The organism is Thalassospira sp., from assembly GCF_040218635.1.
Classification (GTDB): Bacteria; Pseudomonadota; Alphaproteobacteria; order Rhodospirillales; family Thalassospiraceae; genus Thalassospira.
Genome location: NZ_JAVJRB010000011.1, coordinates 425,776 through 444,004, shown reverse-complemented (window position 1 = coordinate 444,004; position 18,229 = coordinate 425,776). Strand labels below are relative to the sequence as shown.

Annotated in this window: 18 protein-coding genes; 10 read left to right on the top strand and 8 right to left on the bottom strand. The window is 53.1% G+C overall.

The features are described from left to right. Positions 1-42 precede the first annotated feature (42 nt). Positions 43-630, bottom strand: coding sequence for a DNA-3-methyladenine glycosylase I (locus tag RIC05_RS13275; protein ID WP_350048243.1), 588 nt, complete (start codon positions 628-630; stop codon positions 43-45). Positions 631-920: 290 nt separating this feature from the next. Between RIC05_RS13275 and RIC05_RS13270 the strand changes: the two genes are divergently transcribed. The 9 genes from RIC05_RS13270 to larB all read left to right on the top strand — a co-directional run bounded on the left by RIC05_RS13270 (position 921) and on the right by larB (position 8,292). Beyond that, positions 921-1,217, top strand: a complete 297-nt coding sequence (locus RIC05_RS13270) for a YggT family protein (protein ID WP_350048245.1) — start codon at positions 921-923, stop codon at positions 1,215-1,217. A gap of 162 nt (positions 1,218-1,379) precedes the next feature. Next, complete coding sequence (locus RIC05_RS13265) at positions 1,380-1,568, top strand: DUF167 family protein (protein WP_350048246.1); 189 nt, start codon at positions 1,380-1,382, stop codon at positions 1,566-1,568. Continuing rightward, complete coding sequence (folD, locus tag RIC05_RS13260; protein WP_350048248.1) at positions 1,561-2,460, top strand: bifunctional methylenetetrahydrofolate dehydrogenase/methenyltetrahydrofolate cyclohydrolase FolD; 900 nt, start codon at positions 1,561-1,563, stop codon at positions 2,458-2,460. Before RIC05_RS13265 ends, folD begins: the two co-directional genes overlap by 8 nt. Positions 2,461-2,523: 63 nt before the next feature. After that, positions 2,524-3,069 (top strand): hypothetical protein, encoded by a 546-nt coding sequence (locus RIC05_RS13255; RefSeq protein WP_350048250.1) that lies wholly within the window; start codon positions 2,524-2,526, stop codon positions 3,067-3,069. A gap of 257 nt (positions 3,070-3,326) precedes the next feature. Continuing rightward, a complete protein-coding gene (locus RIC05_RS13250; protein ID WP_350048252.1) occupies positions 3,327-3,773 on the top strand; it encodes a DUF2059 domain-containing protein in 447 nt (148 codons plus the stop codon). Between the two features lie 523 nt (positions 3,774-4,296). Then, a complete protein-coding gene (locus RIC05_RS13245) occupies positions 4,297-5,595 on the top strand; it encodes a nickel-dependent lactate racemase family protein (RefSeq protein WP_350048254.1) in 1,299 nt (432 codons plus the stop codon). Next, on the top strand, positions 5,592-6,851 hold the full coding sequence (larC, locus tag RIC05_RS13240; protein WP_350048256.1) for a nickel pincer cofactor biosynthesis protein LarC: 1,260 nt from the start codon (positions 5,592-5,594) through the stop codon (positions 6,849-6,851). Before RIC05_RS13245 ends, larC begins: the two co-directional genes overlap by 4 nt. 2 nt (positions 6,852-6,853) lie before the next feature. Then, a complete protein-coding gene (gene larE, locus RIC05_RS13235; RefSeq protein WP_350048258.1) occupies positions 6,854-7,639 on the top strand; it encodes an ATP-dependent sacrificial sulfur transferase LarE in 786 nt (261 codons plus the stop codon). Beyond that, on the top strand, positions 7,636-8,292 hold the full coding sequence (larB, locus tag RIC05_RS13230; RefSeq protein WP_350048260.1) for a nickel pincer cofactor biosynthesis protein LarB: 657 nt from the start codon (positions 7,636-7,638) through the stop codon (positions 8,290-8,292). Before larE ends, larB begins: the two co-directional genes overlap by 4 nt. Before the next feature lie 53 nt (positions 8,293-8,345). Here larB and RIC05_RS13225 read toward each other — a convergent pair whose 3' ends face one another. Further along, a complete protein-coding gene (locus tag RIC05_RS13225) occupies positions 8,346-10,310 on the bottom strand; it encodes an SLC13 family permease (protein WP_350048262.1) in 1,965 nt (654 codons plus the stop codon). Between the two features lie 200 nt (positions 10,311-10,510). Between RIC05_RS13225 and RIC05_RS13220 the strand changes: the two genes are divergently transcribed. After that, a complete protein-coding gene (locus tag RIC05_RS13220; protein ID WP_350048263.1) occupies positions 10,511-11,749 on the top strand; it encodes a winged helix-turn-helix domain-containing protein in 1,239 nt (412 codons plus the stop codon). 117 nt (positions 11,750-11,866) lie between these two features. Here RIC05_RS13220 and RIC05_RS13215 read toward each other — a convergent pair whose 3' ends face one another. From RIC05_RS13215 to RIC05_RS13190, 6 genes are all read right to left on the bottom strand, one after another. Continuing rightward, complete coding sequence (locus tag RIC05_RS13215; RefSeq protein WP_350043139.1) at positions 11,867-12,637, bottom strand: SDR family NAD(P)-dependent oxidoreductase; 771 nt, start codon at positions 12,635-12,637, stop codon at positions 11,867-11,869. 87 nt (positions 12,638-12,724) lie between these two features. Then, positions 12,725-13,726, bottom strand: coding sequence for an ABC transporter ATP-binding protein (locus RIC05_RS13210; RefSeq protein WP_350048265.1), 1,002 nt, complete (start codon positions 13,724-13,726; stop codon positions 12,725-12,727). 39 nt (positions 13,727-13,765) lie between these two features. Continuing rightward, on the bottom strand, positions 13,766-14,596 hold the full coding sequence (locus RIC05_RS13205; RefSeq protein WP_350048267.1) for a carbohydrate ABC transporter permease: 831 nt from the start codon (positions 14,594-14,596) through the stop codon (positions 13,766-13,768). Between the two features lie 10 nt (positions 14,597-14,606). Continuing rightward, positions 14,607-15,479, bottom strand: coding sequence for a carbohydrate ABC transporter permease (locus RIC05_RS13200; RefSeq protein ID WP_350043142.1), 873 nt, complete (start codon positions 15,477-15,479; stop codon positions 14,607-14,609). Positions 15,480-15,635: 156 nt separating this feature from the next. Continuing rightward, on the bottom strand, positions 15,636-16,946 hold the full coding sequence (locus RIC05_RS13195) for an ABC transporter substrate-binding protein (RefSeq protein WP_350048269.1): 1,311 nt from the start codon (positions 16,944-16,946) through the stop codon (positions 15,636-15,638). Positions 16,947-17,142: 196 nt separating this feature from the next. Then, on the bottom strand, positions 17,143-18,093 hold the full coding sequence (locus RIC05_RS13190) for a sugar-binding transcriptional regulator (RefSeq protein WP_350048271.1): 951 nt from the start codon (positions 18,091-18,093) through the stop codon (positions 17,143-17,145). Between the last annotated feature and the right edge of the window lie 136 nt (positions 18,094-18,229).

Genomic DNA, 18,229 nt, shown 5'->3' with positions numbered 1-18,229 from the left:
ATACCAAGCCTATAGCAGGCCTTGGTCGATCCGAACAGATGGCTATTTCACCAGATCATGGTAGCGGTAACATTCAACTGTATGGTCCATCACAAGGCCGGTGGCTTGTAAGAATGAATAGATGATGGTGGTGCCGACAAACTTCATGCCGCGTTTTTTCAAATCTTTGGAAATGCGGTCGCTCAGCTCGGTCGAAACCGGGACATCGCCCATGGTTTTCCAGTGATTGATAACCGGCTTGTTTTCGACGAACTGCCAGATATAGGCATCAAAGCTTCCGAACGCGTTCTGGATGGCAATGAATGTTTTGGCATTTTGAACAGTCGCGGCGATTTTTAACTTATTTCGAATAATCCCGGGGTCAGCCAGAAGCGTCTGTTGTTTGGCATCGTCATAGGCCGCAACTTTATGCACATCGAAATTATCGAACGCTGCACGGTATGTGTCGCGCCGGGCCAGAATGGTCAGCCAGCTTAACCCGGCCTGCGCGCCTTCAAGGATCAGCATTTCAAAGAAAAGCCGGTCATCATGCACCGGAACACCCCATTCCGTGTCGTGATAATCGACATAAAACGGTTTGTCAGCGTGGGTCATGGCCCATTTGCACCGTGGGTGATCGGAAATGTTCATGCTGAATGCTCCGTGATTACAATCCCGTATTTCTGGCGCGAAGCCTGATTGCCTGCAAGCTGTAATAGGCGATTGCCAGACATCTCCTGACAGTTTTGGGTTGGGGAGGGGCCCATATTGTTCGTCGTCTGGGTGACAGGGATCACAAAGCGATGAAAACTTGGCCCGGAAAGTGGGAAAAACAACGCTCTGCGCTTGCGTTACCGGTCATTGCCGACTAGGTTTTGCAGCGTGTAAACATCTTACCGGGCGCATATCGGTTTTCGACCCGGCGATCGTAAGGAGCGGCAATGCTGGCGATTTTTTGGCTTATTGACACTGTGGTTGGTATCTACATTTTCATGCTGATTGCATCTGCAATCCTGTCATGGCTTGTGGCGTTCAACGTGATCAATACCAGCAACCGGTTCGTTTATATGCTGGGGGATACCTTATACCGCCTGACAGAGCCGGCCTTGCGCCCGATCCGGCGGATCATGCCGGACCTTGGCGGTATCGATATCTCGCCAATCATTCTGATTCTGGTTCTGCAATTTGGCAATATGCTGATCCAGACCGATGTCCGGATGGCTCTTTTAGGGTATTAAATGTCTCATTCAGACAATGTCTGATCCTGTTTGCGAGATACTCTCTGACCAAACCGGGATTGTCTGTTTGTGCGTTTAACGCCAAAAGCTTCGCGTGATGCGATCAATAGTCTGATGAAAGATGCCAGCGGGCGTTTGCGCCTTTAGGTATCGGTTGCTGCGGTGCCGGAAAACGGCAAAGCCAATCAGGTCTTGATAAAACTTTTGGCAAAAGCGGTTAAATGGCCTAAATCCTCGTTCGGGATCGCTGCCGGAAAGACAGACCGCAACAAATCGCTGGTTATTACCGGCAGCCCCACAGAGTTGATGTCGAAAATCACCGAACTGACAGGCGGACAGACACATGAGTGACGCAAAAATCATCGACGGCAAGGCATTCGCAGCCAAATTGCGCGAAGACATTACAGCCGAAGTAACCAAGCTGAAAGCCGATCACGGCGTTACCCCCGGTCTGGCCGTGATTTTGGTGGGGGAAGACCCCGCCAGTCAGGTTTATGTCCGCAACAAGGGCAAGCAGACCCTTGAATGCGGGATGAATTCCTATGAACATAAACTCTCCCCGGATACCCCGCAGGATGAACTTCTGGCATTGATCGCCAAACTGAATGCCGATCCGAACGTTCATGGCATCCTGTGCCAGTTGCCGGTCCCCGATCATATTGATGATCAGGCGATTTTGGGTGCAATCGATCCGGCCAAGGATGTTGATGGTTTCCACGTGGTCAATGCCGGTGCCCTGGCAACCGGCGGCGAAGGGTTCGCACCCTGCACGCCCTATGGCTGCCTGATGTTGCTTAAAGACACCCTTGGGGATCTGTCGGGCAAACGTGCGGTGGTTGTTGGGCGTTCCAACATTGTCGGAAAACCAATGGCGCAGCTATTGCTGAAAGAAAGCTGCACCGTCACCATCGCCCATTCGCGCACCCGCGATCTTCCAGAAGAAGTCCGCCGTGCCGATATCGTGATTGCCGCTGTTGGTCGCCCGAACATGATCAAGGGTGAGTGGATCGCGCCGGGTGCGACCGTGATTGATGTCGGGATTAACCGCATCGAAGGCGAAAACGGCAAAATGAAACTGGTCGGTGATGTCGAATTTGCAACCGCATCAAAAGTTGCCGGTGCGATTACCCCGGTTCCTGGCGGTGTCGGCCCGATGACCATTGCGTGTTTGCTCAACAATACCCTGATTTCAGCCTGCCGTGCGAATGGCGTTACGGTGCCGAACCTTGGTTTTGACAACTAAGTCACTGGAACGTAATGTGAAAGGCGGTCCATTGGGCCGCCTTTTTTGTTTCAGGGATCGGCAATGCACATGTTGCTAATGTGGAAAACTATTGGCGTTAGTGTCGGCATCTTGGTTCTAACAAGCTGTCAGACCACGCAATATCGTGGTCAGAACCTTTTGTACTATGCGTTCGAACAGGTCTGTGTCGCCCATATCGGTGATGGTCCCGCAATGGCCGCGGCGGTGAAAAAGGTTTTGCCGTTCTATACCGACGATATTAAACCCGCATTGCGTGATCATGTCATGCGCGGCCCAACAGTGGTAAAAACGCGTTGGTATTCCTTGCCCGGCTACGGGGATCTTGTGGTGGCAGAGGATGGGCGTTATTGCCGCATTGGTCAGTTCCGAGATGATGCAATGGCAGTACTCGCCGGAATAACTGGGGCAAACAACCTTGAAACCCTGAAAGATGGACAATCGCCAAACGGATATCGCCGTTCTGTTGTGCGATTGACCGATAGCGGTGCAATTGTGAGCCTGACCGAAGGTTCACATGCGAATTTCCTGCATATGATGACACCTGATCTTTATATGGCGCAACGCACTCATGATGACCCAACACTGTAAAGTTGTTTATTGAGACCCACCATTAAAGTGGGAAAAACCACAGCAACATAGGATACCCAATTGCGACCACGATGATCTCGGTGGGAAGGCCTAGGTGCCAATAGTCGCCGAAGCGGAAGCCGCCGGGCCGACGATTAGGGTGTTGTTTTGATGGTCTATTGACACTCTACTATAAGGAAATGGATGATGGTTGATATGCTACTATAAGACGATAGCATTTTGTCGAACTGAGCGGGATCAAATCTATGGAGGACAGTATGAAAATTCTGAGAGAAAGCGCTTGTTGTTCAGGTCTAAAGGGGCCTGTTCTGATCTTAGCTTTTCTGGCTATGGTAGTTTTATCCAACACTGCGTTTGCGCAGGATATGTCAGAAGCAAGATTAGAAGCTGCTGAGCGGTATGCAAAAGTCTTCGATTTGCCAAAAATGATGAATCAAACGGTGGCTCAGATCGCGCTGAATGTTCCTGAAAACAAGCGGCAGGAGTTCATCCAATTTATGTCAGACGCATTAGATATACAGATGCTTGAGGGCTTAATCGTTACTTCAATGACTGAGCATTTTACAACTAATGAATTGAATGCCCTTGCAGATTTTTATGGATCGCCTGAAGGTATTTCAATAGTCGAGAAAATGCCAGTTTACATGGCTAGTACAATGCCAAAGATCCAGTCAGTGGTTCTTCAAACAGCGAAGAAATTTTGATCACTAGACTCAATTTGATGTGAGCAAGTTCGGTCTCCTTATCCTTACAAAGCCGAGGATAACCGATACGAAATCATTTCTGGAATTTGATTTTTTTGAGGCCCGAACACCTACCCGCAAGGAGTTCCACCTCACAACGGCCAAACCCAACGCAACATCGGCACCCCGAACGGCGACCACGATGATTTCAATCGGCAGTCCAAGCTTCCAGTAATTGCTAAAGCGGAACCCGTCGGGACCAAGGATCAGGGTGTTGTTCTGATGCCCGATCGGGAGAGGAAGGCACAAGATGCACCAATCGCAACCGCCATCAGGAAAGGGCTGGCACTTGTATCCAATTGCGTAGCACTGCCAATCGCACTAGCTTAAGTTCAAACAGCAATCGCTATAATTTCAAGTTTGAGCAAAGACCCAAACAGAGGGTGCCGCGATCTTTTTCCACCAGATGAAATTGGTGTATGCTGGTCGTCTTCGGACCACCATAATGAAGTTTGTGCGCTTCTGATTGAATAAGGTTTTACCGATGCCCCATTCCCAACCCGAACTTGCCTATGGCCGTGGATTTATTTCGGTAAAACTGCCCGACACTGCGCGCGCGACCGTCATTCGTAAGGCCGAGCTTGCAAAGCTTCCTGACAATCATGTCGCCATTCGAAACGCCCTTGAAAATCCGGTTGATGCCGCGCCGCTTTCGGAGCTGGCGAAAAATCGCAAAAGTGCCTGTATCCTGATTTGCGATATTACCCGCCCGGTTCCCAATAAGCTGTTCCTGCGCCCGATGATCGAGACGATGGTTGCAGCAGGCATCGCGCAAAGCGAGATCAGTGTTTTGGTTGCGACCGGTCTGCACCGGCCAAATCTGGACGAAGAGCTTGAAGAACTTGTCGGTGATCCGTGGGTTTTGGAAAATGTCCGGGTTGAAAACCACTATGCGCGCAACGAAGACGATCTGATTGATCTTGGCGTCACGCCAACCCGCGGTGTTCCGGTCAAGCTCAACAAACGTCTGGTCGAGGCCGATCTTCGGATTGCAACAGGGCTGGTTGAACCACATTTCATGGCCGGGTGGTCAGGTGGGCGCAAAGTTGTTGCCCCGGGTGTTGCCGGACATGAAACCATCCGCACATTCCATTCCGCGCGCTTCATGGAAGATCCGCTTGCGGTTCAATGCAATCTGGCAGGTAATCCGCTGCATGAAGAGCAGCTTGAAATCGTTCGCATGCTTGGCGAGACATATGCGTTAAACACCGTGCTTGATGAAGACCGTGACCTTGTTCATGTGACCTTTGGCGAAATCATCGCCAGCCACCTTGCCGCTGTGAGTTATATTTCAGAAGCAACCCGCGTTGATGTTGGGCGTAAATACAGCACCGTGGTTACGTCGTCTGCCGGTTATCCGCTTGATAAAACCTATTATCAGACGGTCAAGGGTATGGTCACCCCGATGGATATCCTGAAACCCGGCGGGACCTTGATCATTGCATCAGAATGTTCCGAAGGGTTTGGCTCCGAAGAATTCCGCGATGCACAGGCACGCCTTGCCGATCTTGGGTCGGAGCGGTTTTTGGCAACGCTTAAGGCCAAGACACTTGCCGATATCGACGAATGGCAAACCGAAATGCAGCTTAAACCGATGCGGGTTGGCAAGGTGCAGCTTTATACCAAGGGGTTGAGTGCGGAAGAAAAACGTATCACCTGTGTCGAGGTCGTGGATGACCTTGATCAGGCAATTGCGCAGAGCATCGCGCAAAGCGGTGATTTTGACGTGGCCATTATCCCCGAAGGCCCCTATGTCATTCCGGTGTCGGGCAACAATGAATGAACCATATTCATCTTGATGCTGTTGGCGGGATTGCCGGCGATATGTTTATTGCCGCAATGCTTGATTTGATCCCGCACCTGCGCCCTAGCATCGATCAGGACATACACCGCATTCTTCCCGCCGATATCGGCAGTGTCGAAATTGCGACAATCCGCAAAAACGGCATGCATGCCCGAACGTTCAATCTGGTCTTTAACCCGGATTATGACGCACATGGCAAATCGGATCATGGGCATGATCACGGACATGAACATGAACACCGCATAGGATCAGGGGCCTACACCGATATTGTTGGCTATATCCGGTCATCTGATCTGGCACCGGGCACGATTACGGTTGCCTGTGCCATTCTGACCCTTCTGGCCGAGGCCGAGGCGAAAACGCACGCGGTTGATATCAGTGATGTTCATTTCCACGAAATTGCCGACTGGGATTCAGTTTTGGATGTCGTAATCGCAGGCAGCATCATTGCTGCCTTGCCCGATACACGCTGGAGCGTATCGGACCTGCCGCGCGGCGGCGGGCTTGTCAAAACACAGCATGGGTTATTGCCTGTGCCTGCCCCGGCCACAGCAGAACTTCTGGCCGGATTTACATGGCGTGATGATGGCGTTTCGGGCGAACGTGTGACCCCGACCGGTGCCGCCATCCTGAAATATCTGATTGATCCAGAAGGCAACGCTACGCCGTCGGCAGGTTCAAAAAAGTTGCTGGCGAGTGGTGTCGGGGCGGGAACCCGCACCATCAAGGAATTGCCAAACATTTTGCGCGCATTGCAATTTGATGCAGCATCGGCGGCACGCGATATGACCTGCGATCAGGATCATGTCACAGTAATTGAATTTGAAATTGACGATATGACCGGCGAGGAAATTGCCACGGCGTCCGAAATCTTGCGCGACTGTGACGGGGTGATTGATCTGGTGCAGTTTGCCGGGCAGGGTAAGAAAAACCGCCCGGTGGTTTCGCTCCGTTTATTAGCGCAAACGGATTTGGCAGATCAGGTAATGGATGCGTGTTTCGCCCAGACATCAACCATCGGCCTTCGCCATCATGTGACCGAACGGCGTATCTTGCGCCGGACAGAATCCCGTGATGAAACGGGTATTCGGACAAAGTCCGTTGCGCGACCAGCGGGGGTTACATCGTGTAAGGTTGAACATGATGATTTGACCGGCGAAGATTTGCATTCCCGCCGTCGTCAAAAATATCAAGCCGAATTACAAGCCAAACGACAAGCCGAACAAAAGGGGTGAGCATGGTTTTGACTTCTCACCAACTCCTTGCCGATATTATCCTTGCGCAGCCACGCCTTGCAATCGCGGTGAGCGGTGGTGTCGATAGCATGACGCTTGCAACATTTGCCAATATGGTCGCACCAAATCGTACCGAAATGCTGCATGCTGTGTCGCCCGCGGTGCAGCCGACAGCAACGGTTCGGGTGCGGGATGCTGCACGTGTGCAGAATTGGCACTTAACCGTGACCGGCACGGGTGAATTTGATGATCCGCGCTATCGTGATAATCCGGTCAACCGATGCTATTTCTGCAAGACCAATTTGTATGACCGGATACGCAGTCTGACGGCGGCCCCCATCGCATCGGGGGCAAATCTAGATGATCTGGGGGAATACCGACCCGGATTGCTTGCGGCATCGGAGCATGACGTTCTTCACCCGTTTGTTGATGCCGGTATGGCAAAAACAGACATCCGAACCCTTGCCCGTGAACTTGGGTTGGACGATGTCGCCGAACTTCCCGCACAGCCGTGCCTTGCCAGTCGGATTGAAACCGGAATTGCCATTGACCCCAAAGACCTTGCCTTTGTCGATAGCATCGAAGGGTATCTGAGCAACGAGCTTGGTCTTCGCGGCGATGTCAGGTGCCGTATCACCAAATCAGGCGTTATCATTGAACTTCCCGAAAGCCAGATGACCACCGATATTGAAACCCGGATTGAAGAACGGTGTAAGATGAATGATCGTGCGTTCATGGGGCTGCGGCCTTATCAGCGGGGTGCGATGTTTATTCAGGACCAACCATGAAAAACGTTCATCAGCCCGATTGGGACCGGCAAAACCGGACCGGCTTTCCCGAGGCGATTTATTGTGCGCGAAAATCTGCGGACCAAATCAATATTATCATTGAAGATGCGATCACGCGCGAACGTCCGCTTTTCCTGACCGCGCTTACGCCGGAAACATATCAGGGGCTTAATGGCGACAATCGTGCCAAGCTTGACTATGACCCGGTTTCGGCAACCGGAATTGTTGGCAAGACAGGGCCGCTTGGACCGTCGGGGATCGGGATCATTGCGGCGGGGACGTCCGACATTCCGGTGGCAACCGAGGCCCAAAGAACATTGGCCTTTTGCGGGTATGACAGCACCATGATCCAGGATGTTGGTGTGGCCGGTCTTTGGCGGCTGCTTGACCGGATCGAGGAAGTTCAGAAATTCCGCATCATAATTGCACTTGCCGGGATGGAAGGTGCTTTGTTCAGTGTTCTGGCCGGGTTGGTCGGGGCACCCGTGATCGCGGTGCCAACTTCTGTCGGGTATGGCGTGACGGCGGGCGGGAGAACAGCACTAGAATCTGCACTGGGCAGCTGTTCACCGGGCATTCTGAGCGTAAATATCGACAATGGTTTCGGGGCGGCGGCCGCCGCCATCAAGATCCTGCAATCTGTTGCCAAGTAAGGTTTGAAAAGCCGAGGTGAGCTTTGCGGCTTTCGGTTGTCCGGTCAGATATCCTACAACGGCCAGACCCAAAGCAACATCGGCACGCCAACCGCGACCACAATGATTTCAATTGGCAGGCCAAGCTTCCAGTAATCGCCAAAGCGGAACCCGCCGGGGCCGAGGATCAAGGTGTTGTTTTGATGCCCGATGGGCGTCAGGAAAGCACAGGATGCACCAATCGCAACCGCCATCAGGAACGGGTCGGCACTGGCATCCAGTTGGGCTGCACTGCCAATGGCAATCGGGCACATGACGGCTGCCGTTGCGGCATTGTTCATGAAATCCGACAGGGTCATGGTGACGATCAGGATCAGGCCAACCGCGATCGTGGCGTTGCCCTGTGCGATCGTTTCAAGCAGGAAACGGGCGATTAAATCCGCACTGCCCGTACTTTCCATCGCATTCGCGACGGGGATCAAGGCGGCAAGCAACACCACCACCGGCCAGTCGACGGCATTATAAAGCGTGCGCGGCGAAACAACCCCGAACAGCAATGCCGCAAGCACCCCAAAGGAAAAGGAAATCGCGGCCGGCAGGATGCCAAAAGCAGCCAGTAGAATGGCGACGGCCATGATAAATGTCGCGCGCAAGGCAATCTTGGTATCGGCCAGATGCAAGGAGCGTTCGGCAAGCGGTACACATCCAAGGCGATTGCCGAAATCATAAACAGCATCGGGGGTGCCTTGCATCAAAAGAACATCACCTGCCTGCATTGTCATGGTGCGCAAGCGTGCCATGGAACGTTGTCCCTGTCGGGAAACGGCCAGCAGATTGATGCCATAACGATCCCGCAACCGTATGTCGGAAGCCGACCGGCCAATGAAGGTGGCATTTGGCAGAACGGCAAGTTCGATCAGCGATATGTCATCGGATTCCAGAGCCTTTTGGCGTTCGACTTCGGTCTTGGGCGGATTGGTGATGTCATCTGTTTTAACAGCGTCGTCGTTCACTTCAGCACCGCCGACGACCGGGACATTTGCAGGGTCTTGAGTGTCTGAAGTTTCCGGAATGATATCCTTCTGCGCGTCTTTCTCGCGTTCAAGCGCCTTGGCCTGTTCTTTTTCCGCGGCCTTGGCCCGGGCGTCATTCCATTCGGCTTCAAGGGTCAGTTCGAGTGCAGAAAGGGCAGAGGCCAGACCTTCGGGTTCGGCTTCGATGAGAAGAATATCGTCCTGATGAAGTTCGCGATAAGGACTTGGTGCCGGAAAGCGACGTTCGTTGCGGATCAGGCCAATGACCTGTGCATCGCTTTTTTCCAGTTCGTGATTGATATCACGCAGCAACATGCCCGACGCTTTGCTGCCTTCGGTAATCCGGGCTTCGGTCAGGTAGGAGCCGGTTTCAAATCCTTCGGCACCGGCGCGTTCGCGGGTCGGGACAAGAAAGCGACCCAGCAGCATGACAAATGCCAACCCGGCAACCGCAATCGTGACGCCGACGGGCGTAAAGGCAAACATCGAAAACCCTTCGCCGGTCTGTCCGGCACGAAAGCCCGACACGATCAGGTTGGGCGGTGTGCCAATCAGGGTGGTCATGCCGCCCAAGATCGACCCAAATGCCAGCGGCATCAGGATTTTGCCCGGCGGCAGGTTTTGTTTTCGCGCGATTTGCAAGGCAACCGGCATCAAAAGGGCCAAGGCACCGACATTGTTCATAAAGGCTGACAGGATGGCCGCCAGAAGACTAAGGGCGGCCATGGTGACGAAAGGACCCGCAGATTGTGGCAAAACGGTCCGGGTTAATGTATCGACAGCACCCGATTTCTGAAGGGCCGATGACAAGATCAGAATGCAGGCAACGGTGATGACGGCCGGGTGACCAAACCCGACAAAAGCATCCCCGGTCGGGACCAAGCCCAATCCGACGCAGGTTAAAAGGGATGCCATGGCCACCATGTCATGGCGCCAGCGGCCCCATAAAAACAGGGCAACCGTACCAACAAGAACGGTCAGGATCATGATTTGCGGGCTATCCATTTATGTCCGTCCTGTTTTGGGGCGCTGCATGTTGGCCTATGATGCAAAAGCCTATGGCGTGACAGGCTGTTAGGTCAAGCAGGCCTTGCGTTATCTTCGAAGGGAAGAGTTATCGTTCAAGGCACAAACCCTGCTGCCATATTTGTCAGGAGGATGTGATAGTATCATCCTGTTTTAATTCGCGAATTGATTGATCCATCATGCCAGATGACAGTGCCCATATGCCAAAACCGTCTATTGCCATTTCCATCAAGCAGGCGCGGAACCTTGCCCTTGTCGGGCAAGGGTTTGATTGCGATGAAAACCGCCCTGTAACCAAGCGCCGGATCATGAAGGCGATCCGCAAGACCAATATGTTGCAGGTCGATAGTGTCAACGTTTTGACGCGCGCACATTACATGCCGATCTTCTCGCGGCTTGGCGTTTATGACCCGAAATTGCTTGATGATATTGTCTGGGGCAAATCGCGCGACCGAAAGCTGATTGAATATTGGGGGCATGAAGCCTCGATGATCCCGATTGAGGATTATCCGTTATATCGCTGGCGGATGGAAGATGCCCGGTCAGGCAAAGGCATGTGGGGACGGATCGCCCGCATGCAACGTGAACAGCCTGAGTTGATTGATGGTATTCTTGAGCGGATTGAAAATGAAGGTGCTCTTGGCGCAAGTGATCTCGATCAGGCAGGCCCCAAGAGTGCCGAATGGTGGGGCTGGTCGGATACCAAAACCGCACTGGAATATCTGTTCTGGAGCGGTCAGGTTACCGCGCACAAACGGCGTAACAGTTTCGAGCGGGTTTATGATTTGCCCCATCGGGTGATTGGGGATGCCGCCCATGATCCGGCACCCGACCGTCAGGATGCGATGTGTGATTTGATCTGTAAGGGGATTGCGGCAACCGGGGTCGCAGCCGAGATTGACCTTCGCAAGTATTTTCGTATGCCAACCGCTGAAACCAAAGCCTGTCTGGCGCGCCTTGTCGAAGAAGGCCGGTTGCTGCGCGCGGATGTGCAGGGGTGGAAACAGGACGGGTATCTCTGCCCGAATGTGAACCAGCGGGCACGGGCAAAGCCGACCTGTTTGATGGTGCCGTTTGATCCGGTGATGTGGGAACGTGATCGGGTAGAGCGGATATTTGGCTTTAACTACCGGATCGAGATATATGTTCCGGCTGAAAAGCGCCAATATGGCTATTACGTCCTGCCATTCATGCTAAACGGCGAATTTGTTGCGCGTGTTGATTTGAAATCAGATCGCAAGGCCGGGGTGCTTTTGGTGCAAAGCGCGCATCTTGAAGGTGGCTTTGAACGGCTTGATGTTGCGGGACCGTTGATGGAAAACCTGCATCGTCTGGCAGCGTTTTTGGGGCTTGGCGGGGTGAAGGTTGTTCCGGCCAATGATTTTTCAAAGTATTTGGCAGACGTCAGCGTTGTTTAAAAAGGTAAACGGGGCGCAGGTCCCACAACCGCGCCCCGTTTGACCATCGTACTGACCTGATCACAACGAGTACAGGTCCTTGCTTCAGGACATTGTGATCAACAGTTCCACCTGGCCTTACCAGCAGGTGTAACCCCCATCAGCCAATACGATGGATCCGGTCAACAGGCTGGAGGCGTCCGAAGCAAGGAACAGCACAACCGATCCGATTTCATCGGTTTCGCCCAGTCGGGCCATCGGGGTGCCATTGATCCATGCGTCATACATTTCCGGCTTGGATTTAACGAATTCATTGAGCGGTGTTGCGATATAGGTCGGTGCAACCGCATTGACGCGCACACCGCGTCCGCCCCATTCAGCCGCCAACGATTTGGTCAAGTGGTGCACAGCGGCCTTGGACGCGTTGTAATAGGCCTGTTCTTGCGGCTTGTTGACGATAAAGCCGGACATCGAACCGACATTGACAATGACGCCGTTTTTCTTGGCCAGCATCAGTTTGCCAAATTCGCGGCAGCACCAGAATGTGCCATTGAGATTGACGTCAACGACATTAAGCCAATGTTCGTCCGTGACGGTTTCCGCGGGGGTTTCCGAGCGGGCAATACCGGCATTATTAACAAGGATGTCAACGCCGCCTTGCTTGGCCATTTTTTCGGCACTGGCGCGGACCTGATCGGTGTTGGTGACATCCATGATATCGATGTCAGCCGAGTATCCTTTGGATTTCAGGTAATCACGGCCTTCTTCGGCGACAGCATCGCTGATGTCGCCGATAATGACATGCGCGCCTGCTTCGGCGAGTGCTTCGCAGCAGGACAGACCAATGGCGCGACCGCCACCGGTGACATAGGCACGACGCCCGGAAAGATCGAACTTTTTAAGATACATTTTGGACTCACAATTTTTTTGATTTGGTAAGGCGGGACCGCAATGCGTGTGTGGGGCATTGCGGCCCGGGTTATGCACGTGTCAGGATTATCCGAGTGCCAGACCATGGGCGTCAAAGCGGTGGATGCGATCCTGTTCAGGGGTCAGGAAGATTTTGTCATTGCCGCTTAGCGGTACTTCACCGGTGGCACGGACCGTCATGGGGCCATAGTCATCGGCCTGGACATGAAGATATGTCTCGGCCCCGAGATGTTCGGCGATCTTGACGGTGGCGGCAATCGGGCCGCTTTCGGTGCTGACGGCCAGATGTTCAGGACGGACACCGATCTCGTGGCAGTTATGTTTTGCTGCAAGCGCACCGCCGAGGAAGTTCATTTTTGGCGAGCCGATAAAGCCTGCTACAAATTTATTGGCCGGGCGGGCGTACAAATCCATCGGCTTGCCGACCTGTTCAACCCGACCTGCTTGGAGCACCACGATTTTGTCGGCCATGGTCATGGCTTCGACCTGATCATGGGTGACATAGATCATGGTGGTTTTCAGTTCCTGATGCAGACCGGTGATTTCCAGACGCATATTGACGCGAAGGGCGGCATCAAGGTTCGATAACGGTTCGTCAAACAGGAAGGCAGCCGGGTTACGGACAATCGCGCGGCCAATGGCAACACGCTGTCGCTGACCACCCGACAGGGCCCCCGGACGACGTTCAAGATAGTCCGTCAGGTTCAGGATTTTTGCCGCACTCTGGACTTTGTCGTTGATAACGTCTTTGCTTTCGCCTGCCATTTTAAGGCCAAAAGCAATGTTGTTATAAACGCTCATATGCGGATAGAGCGCATAGGACTGAAAGACCATCGACAGACCACGTTTGGCAGGTGCTTCGTTGGCAACGTCGGTCCCGTCAATCAGGATTTTACCGTCGGTGACATCTTCAAGCCCGGCAATTAGCCGCAGCAAGGTTGATTTGCCACAGCCCGACGGGCCGACAAAGACAACGAATTCACCATCATTGATTTCAAGATCAACACCCGGAATAACATCCAGCGTTCCGAAGGTTTTCTTGACTTTCTCCAGTCGGATAGCACCCATTTTGGTGTTCCTTCTTTCCAGATTTCTATTGGGCTGCGGTTACTTGACCGCGCCGAATGTCAGACCACGCACAAGCTGTTTCTGAGAGAACCAGCCAATTACTAGAATTGGGGCAACCGCCAAGGTTGATGCGGCTGAAAGCTTTGCCCAGAACAGTCCTTCGGGACTGGAATAGGACGCGATGAAAGCAGTCAGCGGTGCAGCATCGGACGTTGTGAGGTTGAGTGTCCAAAAGGCTTCATTCCAGGCCAGGATCACATTGAGCAACATGGTCGATGCAATGCCCGGCAAGGCCATGGGCAACAGCACAAAGATGATTTCTTTGGGCAGGGTTGCGCCATCCATACGTGCGGCTTCCAGAATGTCGGTCGGGATTTCCTTGAAATAGGTGTAGAGCATCCAGACCATGATCGGCAGGTTCATCAAGAACAGAACCATGATCAGACCAAACCGGGTATCGAGAAGCCCCCAATCGCGGAACACCAGATAGATTGGCACAAGGACACCAACCGGTGGCATCATCTTGGTCGAGAGCATCCAGAGAAGCGCATCCTTGGTCCGTTTGGTCGGGTTAAAGGCCATGGCCCATGCACAGGTCACAGCAAAGACCAAACCAACCAGCGTTGACCCGACGGCAAGAATGACCGAGTTCATGGCGAACTTGAAATAGTTCGACCGTTCCTGAACCTCGGCATAGTTTTCCAGCGTCCAGTCAAAGGAAATGAAGCTGGGCGGGATGGAGACGGCTTCAAGTTCGGACTTGAAGCTGGTCAATACCATCCAGAAGATCGGGAAGAAGATCAGAAGTCCCACAATCCAGGCGAATACCGAAAAACTGATATAGCCAAGGGGTGTTTGTTTCTTTTCCATGTCGTGCCCCTTAATTATCCAGATTTTTGCCAATGAGGCGGATCAGGAAGATCGCCACGATGTTGGCCAGGATGACCGCGACAATGCCGCCTGCGGATGCACCACCGACGTCGTACTGCAACAGGGCCTGTGTATAGACAAGGAAGGCAATGTTGGTCGTTGCCAGACCCGGGCCACCACCTGTGGTGACAAAGATTTCGGCAAAGACGGTCAGCAAGAAGATGGTTTCGATCAGAACGACAACCGTGATCGCACGGCTAAGATGGGGCAGCGTAATATAGAAAAAGATTGAGACCGGACCGGCACCATCCATCTGGGCGGCTTCTTTTTGATCGCGATCAAGCGATTGAAGGGCTGTCAGAAGGATCAATACGGCAAAGGGCAACCATTGCCATGACACCATGATAATGATCGATGTCAGCGGGATATTGGTAAACCAGTCAATTGCCGGCAATCCCAGTAAACTGGCAAGCCAGGCAAACATCCCCGAAACCGGGTCCATCAAAAGGTTTTTCCAGACCAGTGCATTCACGGTCGGCATAATGAAGAAAGGTGCGATCACCAGAAGACGCAGAATGCCGCGTCCGAAAATCGGTTGATCAAGCATCAATCCAAGAAGAATGCCGCCAACCACGGTGATGATCAAAACGGATCCGACAAGTAAAAGCGTGTTTGTCAGCGAGGCAAAGAACGCCGGATCTGTCAGGAAAAATTCGTAATTGAGTGTTCCGATCCATTCTTCCGTTCCCGGCGACAACAGATTGTAGCGCAGGAAGGAGAAATAAATCGTCATGCCCAGCGGGACGGCCATCCACAAGAACAGGACGATGATCGACGGTGCGGACATAATACGTCCGGTAAGGGTCGAGGCCCGTGTCGACATGATGTGCTTCCCCGAAATTGATGTTGCTGATCCCTGTCCAGATGGAAAGGGGGTGGCGATTTTTACAACCGCCACCCCAAGTTCATCAGGTCAAGGAGGCGCAGGCCAGAAATCATTTCATGATGTGCAATAAACTGAAATCTGGCCTGTGATGCATCAGTAGTAACCAGCTTTGCGCATGGTCCGGTCGGTGCTGGATTGAGCAGCCGCAAGGGCCTCTTCAACACTGGACTGACCGGCAAGGGCGGCTGAGAACTGCTGACCAACTGTCGTACCGATACCCTGGAATTCCGGGATCGCAGCGAACTGGACACCGACATAAGGTTTCGGTTTCAGGGTGGAGTTAACCGGATCGGCACTGTCGATTGCCAGAAGCGTCTCGTCTGCGAATGGTGCAGCTTCGAGATATTTCGGGTTTTCATACAGCGAGATACGGGTGCCCGGTGGGACGTTTGCCCAACCTTCTTTGGAGGCGACCAGTTCCAGATATTCTTTCGAGGTTGCCCAAGCGATAAACTTCTGGGCGGCTTCGACTTTCTGGGAACCCATCGGAATACCAAGGTTCCATGCCCAGAGCCAGTTGGCACCGGTACAGGTCACAGCACAGGGTGCTTCGGTGAAGCCGACTTTGTCGGCAACTTTGGAATCTTTCGGGTTGGTGACGAAGGATGCGGCAACGGTTGCATCAATCCACATGCCACATTTACCGGAGTTGAACAGCGACAGGTTTTCGTTAAACCCGTTCGATGTCGCACCCGGAGGACCGTAGTTACCAAGGATATTGGTATACATGTCCAGAGCGTTTTTCCATTCTGCGCCGTCGAAGGTCGGTTTCCATTCTTCGTCGAACCAGCGTGCGCCATAGGCATTGCCCATGGTCGAAATCAGCGCCATGTTTTCGCCCCAGCCAGCTTTACCGCGCAGGCAAATGCCATATACGCCGTTATCCGGGTCATGGAGTTTTTTGGCGATTTCAAGGGTCTGGTCCCAGGTGAGACGACCATTGATTTCAACACCGGCTTTTTCGAACAGATCCGTGCGATACATCATCATCGAGCTTTCGCCGTAGAAAGGCGCAGCATAGAGCGCATCATCTTTGGATACGGCAGCACGGATGGCAGGCATGATGTCGTCGACATCATAGTCAGCACCAAGATTATCAAGCGGTGCCAACCAACCTTTGTCGGCCCAGATCGGAACTTCATAGGTGCCGATGGTCATGACGTCATACTGGCCGCCCTTGGTGGCGATGTCGGTGGTGACGCGCTGACGCAGGGTGTTTTCCTCGAGCGTGACCCACTCAAGCGAAATGTCAGGGTTTTTGGAGGTGAAATCATCCGTCAGCTTCTGCATGCGGATCATGTCGCCGTTATTTACGGTGGCGATGGTTAGTTTCGTTTCAGCATTGGCATGAGCGATACCGCCCGCCAACAGCGCACAAAGCGCTGTTCCCATTACGCGTTTCATGTTTCCTCCCAAAAGGACTATCTACCCGTTGAGCAATTTGAATTGCCCGTGTTGATCATTTGTTCAGGTAATGAGCATTCACTCAATTTCAGGCTTGCTTGTCAAACGAATTCGTTTTTGCGGCGCACAAAACAAACCCCGCCAAACGCGTTGGCAGGGTGCTATGTCTTGAGTTCTGAGGCTGTAACAAGGGGTGCTAACGCAGCAAAGCTTCTGCTGTTGCTTCGTCGGTAATCAGGGTGGAAATCAGTCTGCCGCGCATGGCACCGCGAATCGCGGCGACCTTTTTTGCGCCCTTTGCAACCGCAATGGTGTTGGTCGCGGGCTGAACCGCAGGCGCGCTGGTGACACAATGATTGACCGGATGATCCAGGATATTACCGTCCTGATCAAAGGACCAACTGATCACTTCGCCAATGGCACCTGCATCGCGAAGTGAAGCCAATTCGGTCTTGGTGATAAAGCCATCAATGTGAAGTGGTGCGTCATCGCCCAATTGCCCGACACCAATAAATCGAATGTCGGCTTCACGTGCGAGTTGCAGAATATTGTCCATCGGCGGCTGGGTCTGCATCCGTTCACGCATTTTCGGGTCTTCAATAATGACCGGAATCGGTAACGGGTAATGGGGGGCGCGGGTGCGGTCTGCCAGATCGATGACGGCATCATAAAAACTTGCCGCCCCGTCATGGGCGATGGTGCCCACCAGCGAGACGATTTTGTGATGGCGACCATCAATGCGCCCGACTTCATCGACCATGGCGCGCATTGCGCGACCTGTTCCCAATGCAATGATTTTTGGTTCTTGCGATTGCAGGGCCCGCTCAAGATAGGTTGCCGCGGCCTGCGCCATGCCAAACATGGCTTCGGGTGCGGACGGATCGGTTGGCACTACGTCACAATTTGCCAGGCCGTATTTTTCACAGATGGCTTTGCCCAGTTCCATGCAGCGGGCAATGGGATGATCAAGGCGCACTTTGACAAGCCCTTCGCTGACAGCCGCCGAAACAAGGCGCTGTGCGGTTGGGCGCGATACACCCAGTTTGTGGGCGATCTCGTCTTGTGTATTTCGCGCACAATAATAAAGCCAGCCAGCGCGGGCAGCCTCATCAAGTCGCGCCGCTTCCTTGCGGGTCCTTTTTACCATCCGATTCCCCCGAAATTTTTTGTTCTTCATCCGTATGCGGGCAGGCGGCGGGCGATTTCATCCCTGACGTCTTATTCTTTTCCCTAGCGCCTTTTGAATGCAGTTACCAGCATCTATACGTCTATATACGCCAAAA

Bases quoted from the DNA above. Each gene is read 5' to 3' on its own strand.
- RIC05_RS13275 (WP_350048243.1), bottom strand. From the start codon at position 630: ATGAACATTTCCGATCACCCACGGTGCAAATGGGCCATGACCCACGCT.
- RIC05_RS13270 (WP_350048245.1), top strand. From the start codon at position 921: ATGCTGGCGATTTTTTGGCTTATTGACACTGTGGTTGGTATCTACATT.
- folD (WP_350048248.1), top strand. From the start codon at position 1,561: ATGAGTGACGCAAAAATCATCGACGGCAAGGCATTCGCAGCCAAATTG.
- RIC05_RS13255 (WP_350048250.1), top strand. From the start codon at position 2,524: ATGCACATGTTGCTAATGTGGAAAACTATTGGCGTTAGTGTCGGCATC.
- RIC05_RS13250 (WP_350048252.1), top strand. From the start codon at position 3,327: ATGAAAATTCTGAGAGAAAGCGCTTGTTGTTCAGGTCTAAAGGGGCCT.
- RIC05_RS13245 (WP_350048254.1), top strand. From the start codon at position 4,297: ATGCCCCATTCCCAACCCGAACTTGCCTATGGCCGTGGATTTATTTCG.
- larC (WP_350048256.1), top strand. From the start codon at position 5,592: ATGAACCATATTCATCTTGATGCTGTTGGCGGGATTGCCGGCGATATG.
- larE (WP_350048258.1), top strand. From the start codon at position 6,854: ATGGTTTTGACTTCTCACCAACTCCTTGCCGATATTATCCTTGCGCAG.
- larB (WP_350048260.1), top strand. From the start codon at position 7,636: ATGAAAAACGTTCATCAGCCCGATTGGGACCGGCAAAACCGGACCGGC.
- RIC05_RS13225 (WP_350048262.1), bottom strand. From the start codon at position 10,310: ATGGATAGCCCGCAAATCATGATCCTGACCGTTCTTGTTGGTACGGTT.
- RIC05_RS13220 (WP_350048263.1), top strand. From the start codon at position 10,511: ATGCCAGATGACAGTGCCCATATGCCAAAACCGTCTATTGCCATTTCC.
- RIC05_RS13215 (WP_350043139.1), bottom strand. From the start codon at position 12,637: ATGTATCTTAAAAAGTTCGATCTTTCCGGGCGTCGTGCCTATGTCACC.
- RIC05_RS13210 (WP_350048265.1), bottom strand. From the start codon at position 13,726: ATGGGTGCTATCCGACTGGAGAAAGTCAAGAAAACCTTCGGAACGCTG.
- RIC05_RS13205 (WP_350048267.1), bottom strand. From the start codon at position 14,596: ATGGAAAAGAAACAAACACCCCTTGGCTATATCAGTTTTTCGGTATTC.
- RIC05_RS13200 (WP_350043142.1), bottom strand. From the start codon at position 15,479: ATGTCGACACGGGCCTCGACCCTTACCGGACGTATTATGTCCGCACCG.
- RIC05_RS13195 (WP_350048269.1), bottom strand. From the start codon at position 16,946: ATGAAACGCGTAATGGGAACAGCGCTTTGTGCGCTGTTGGCGGGCGGT.
- RIC05_RS13190 (WP_350048271.1), bottom strand. From the start codon at position 18,093: ATGGTAAAAAGGACCCGCAAGGAAGCGGCGCGACTTGATGAGGCTGCC.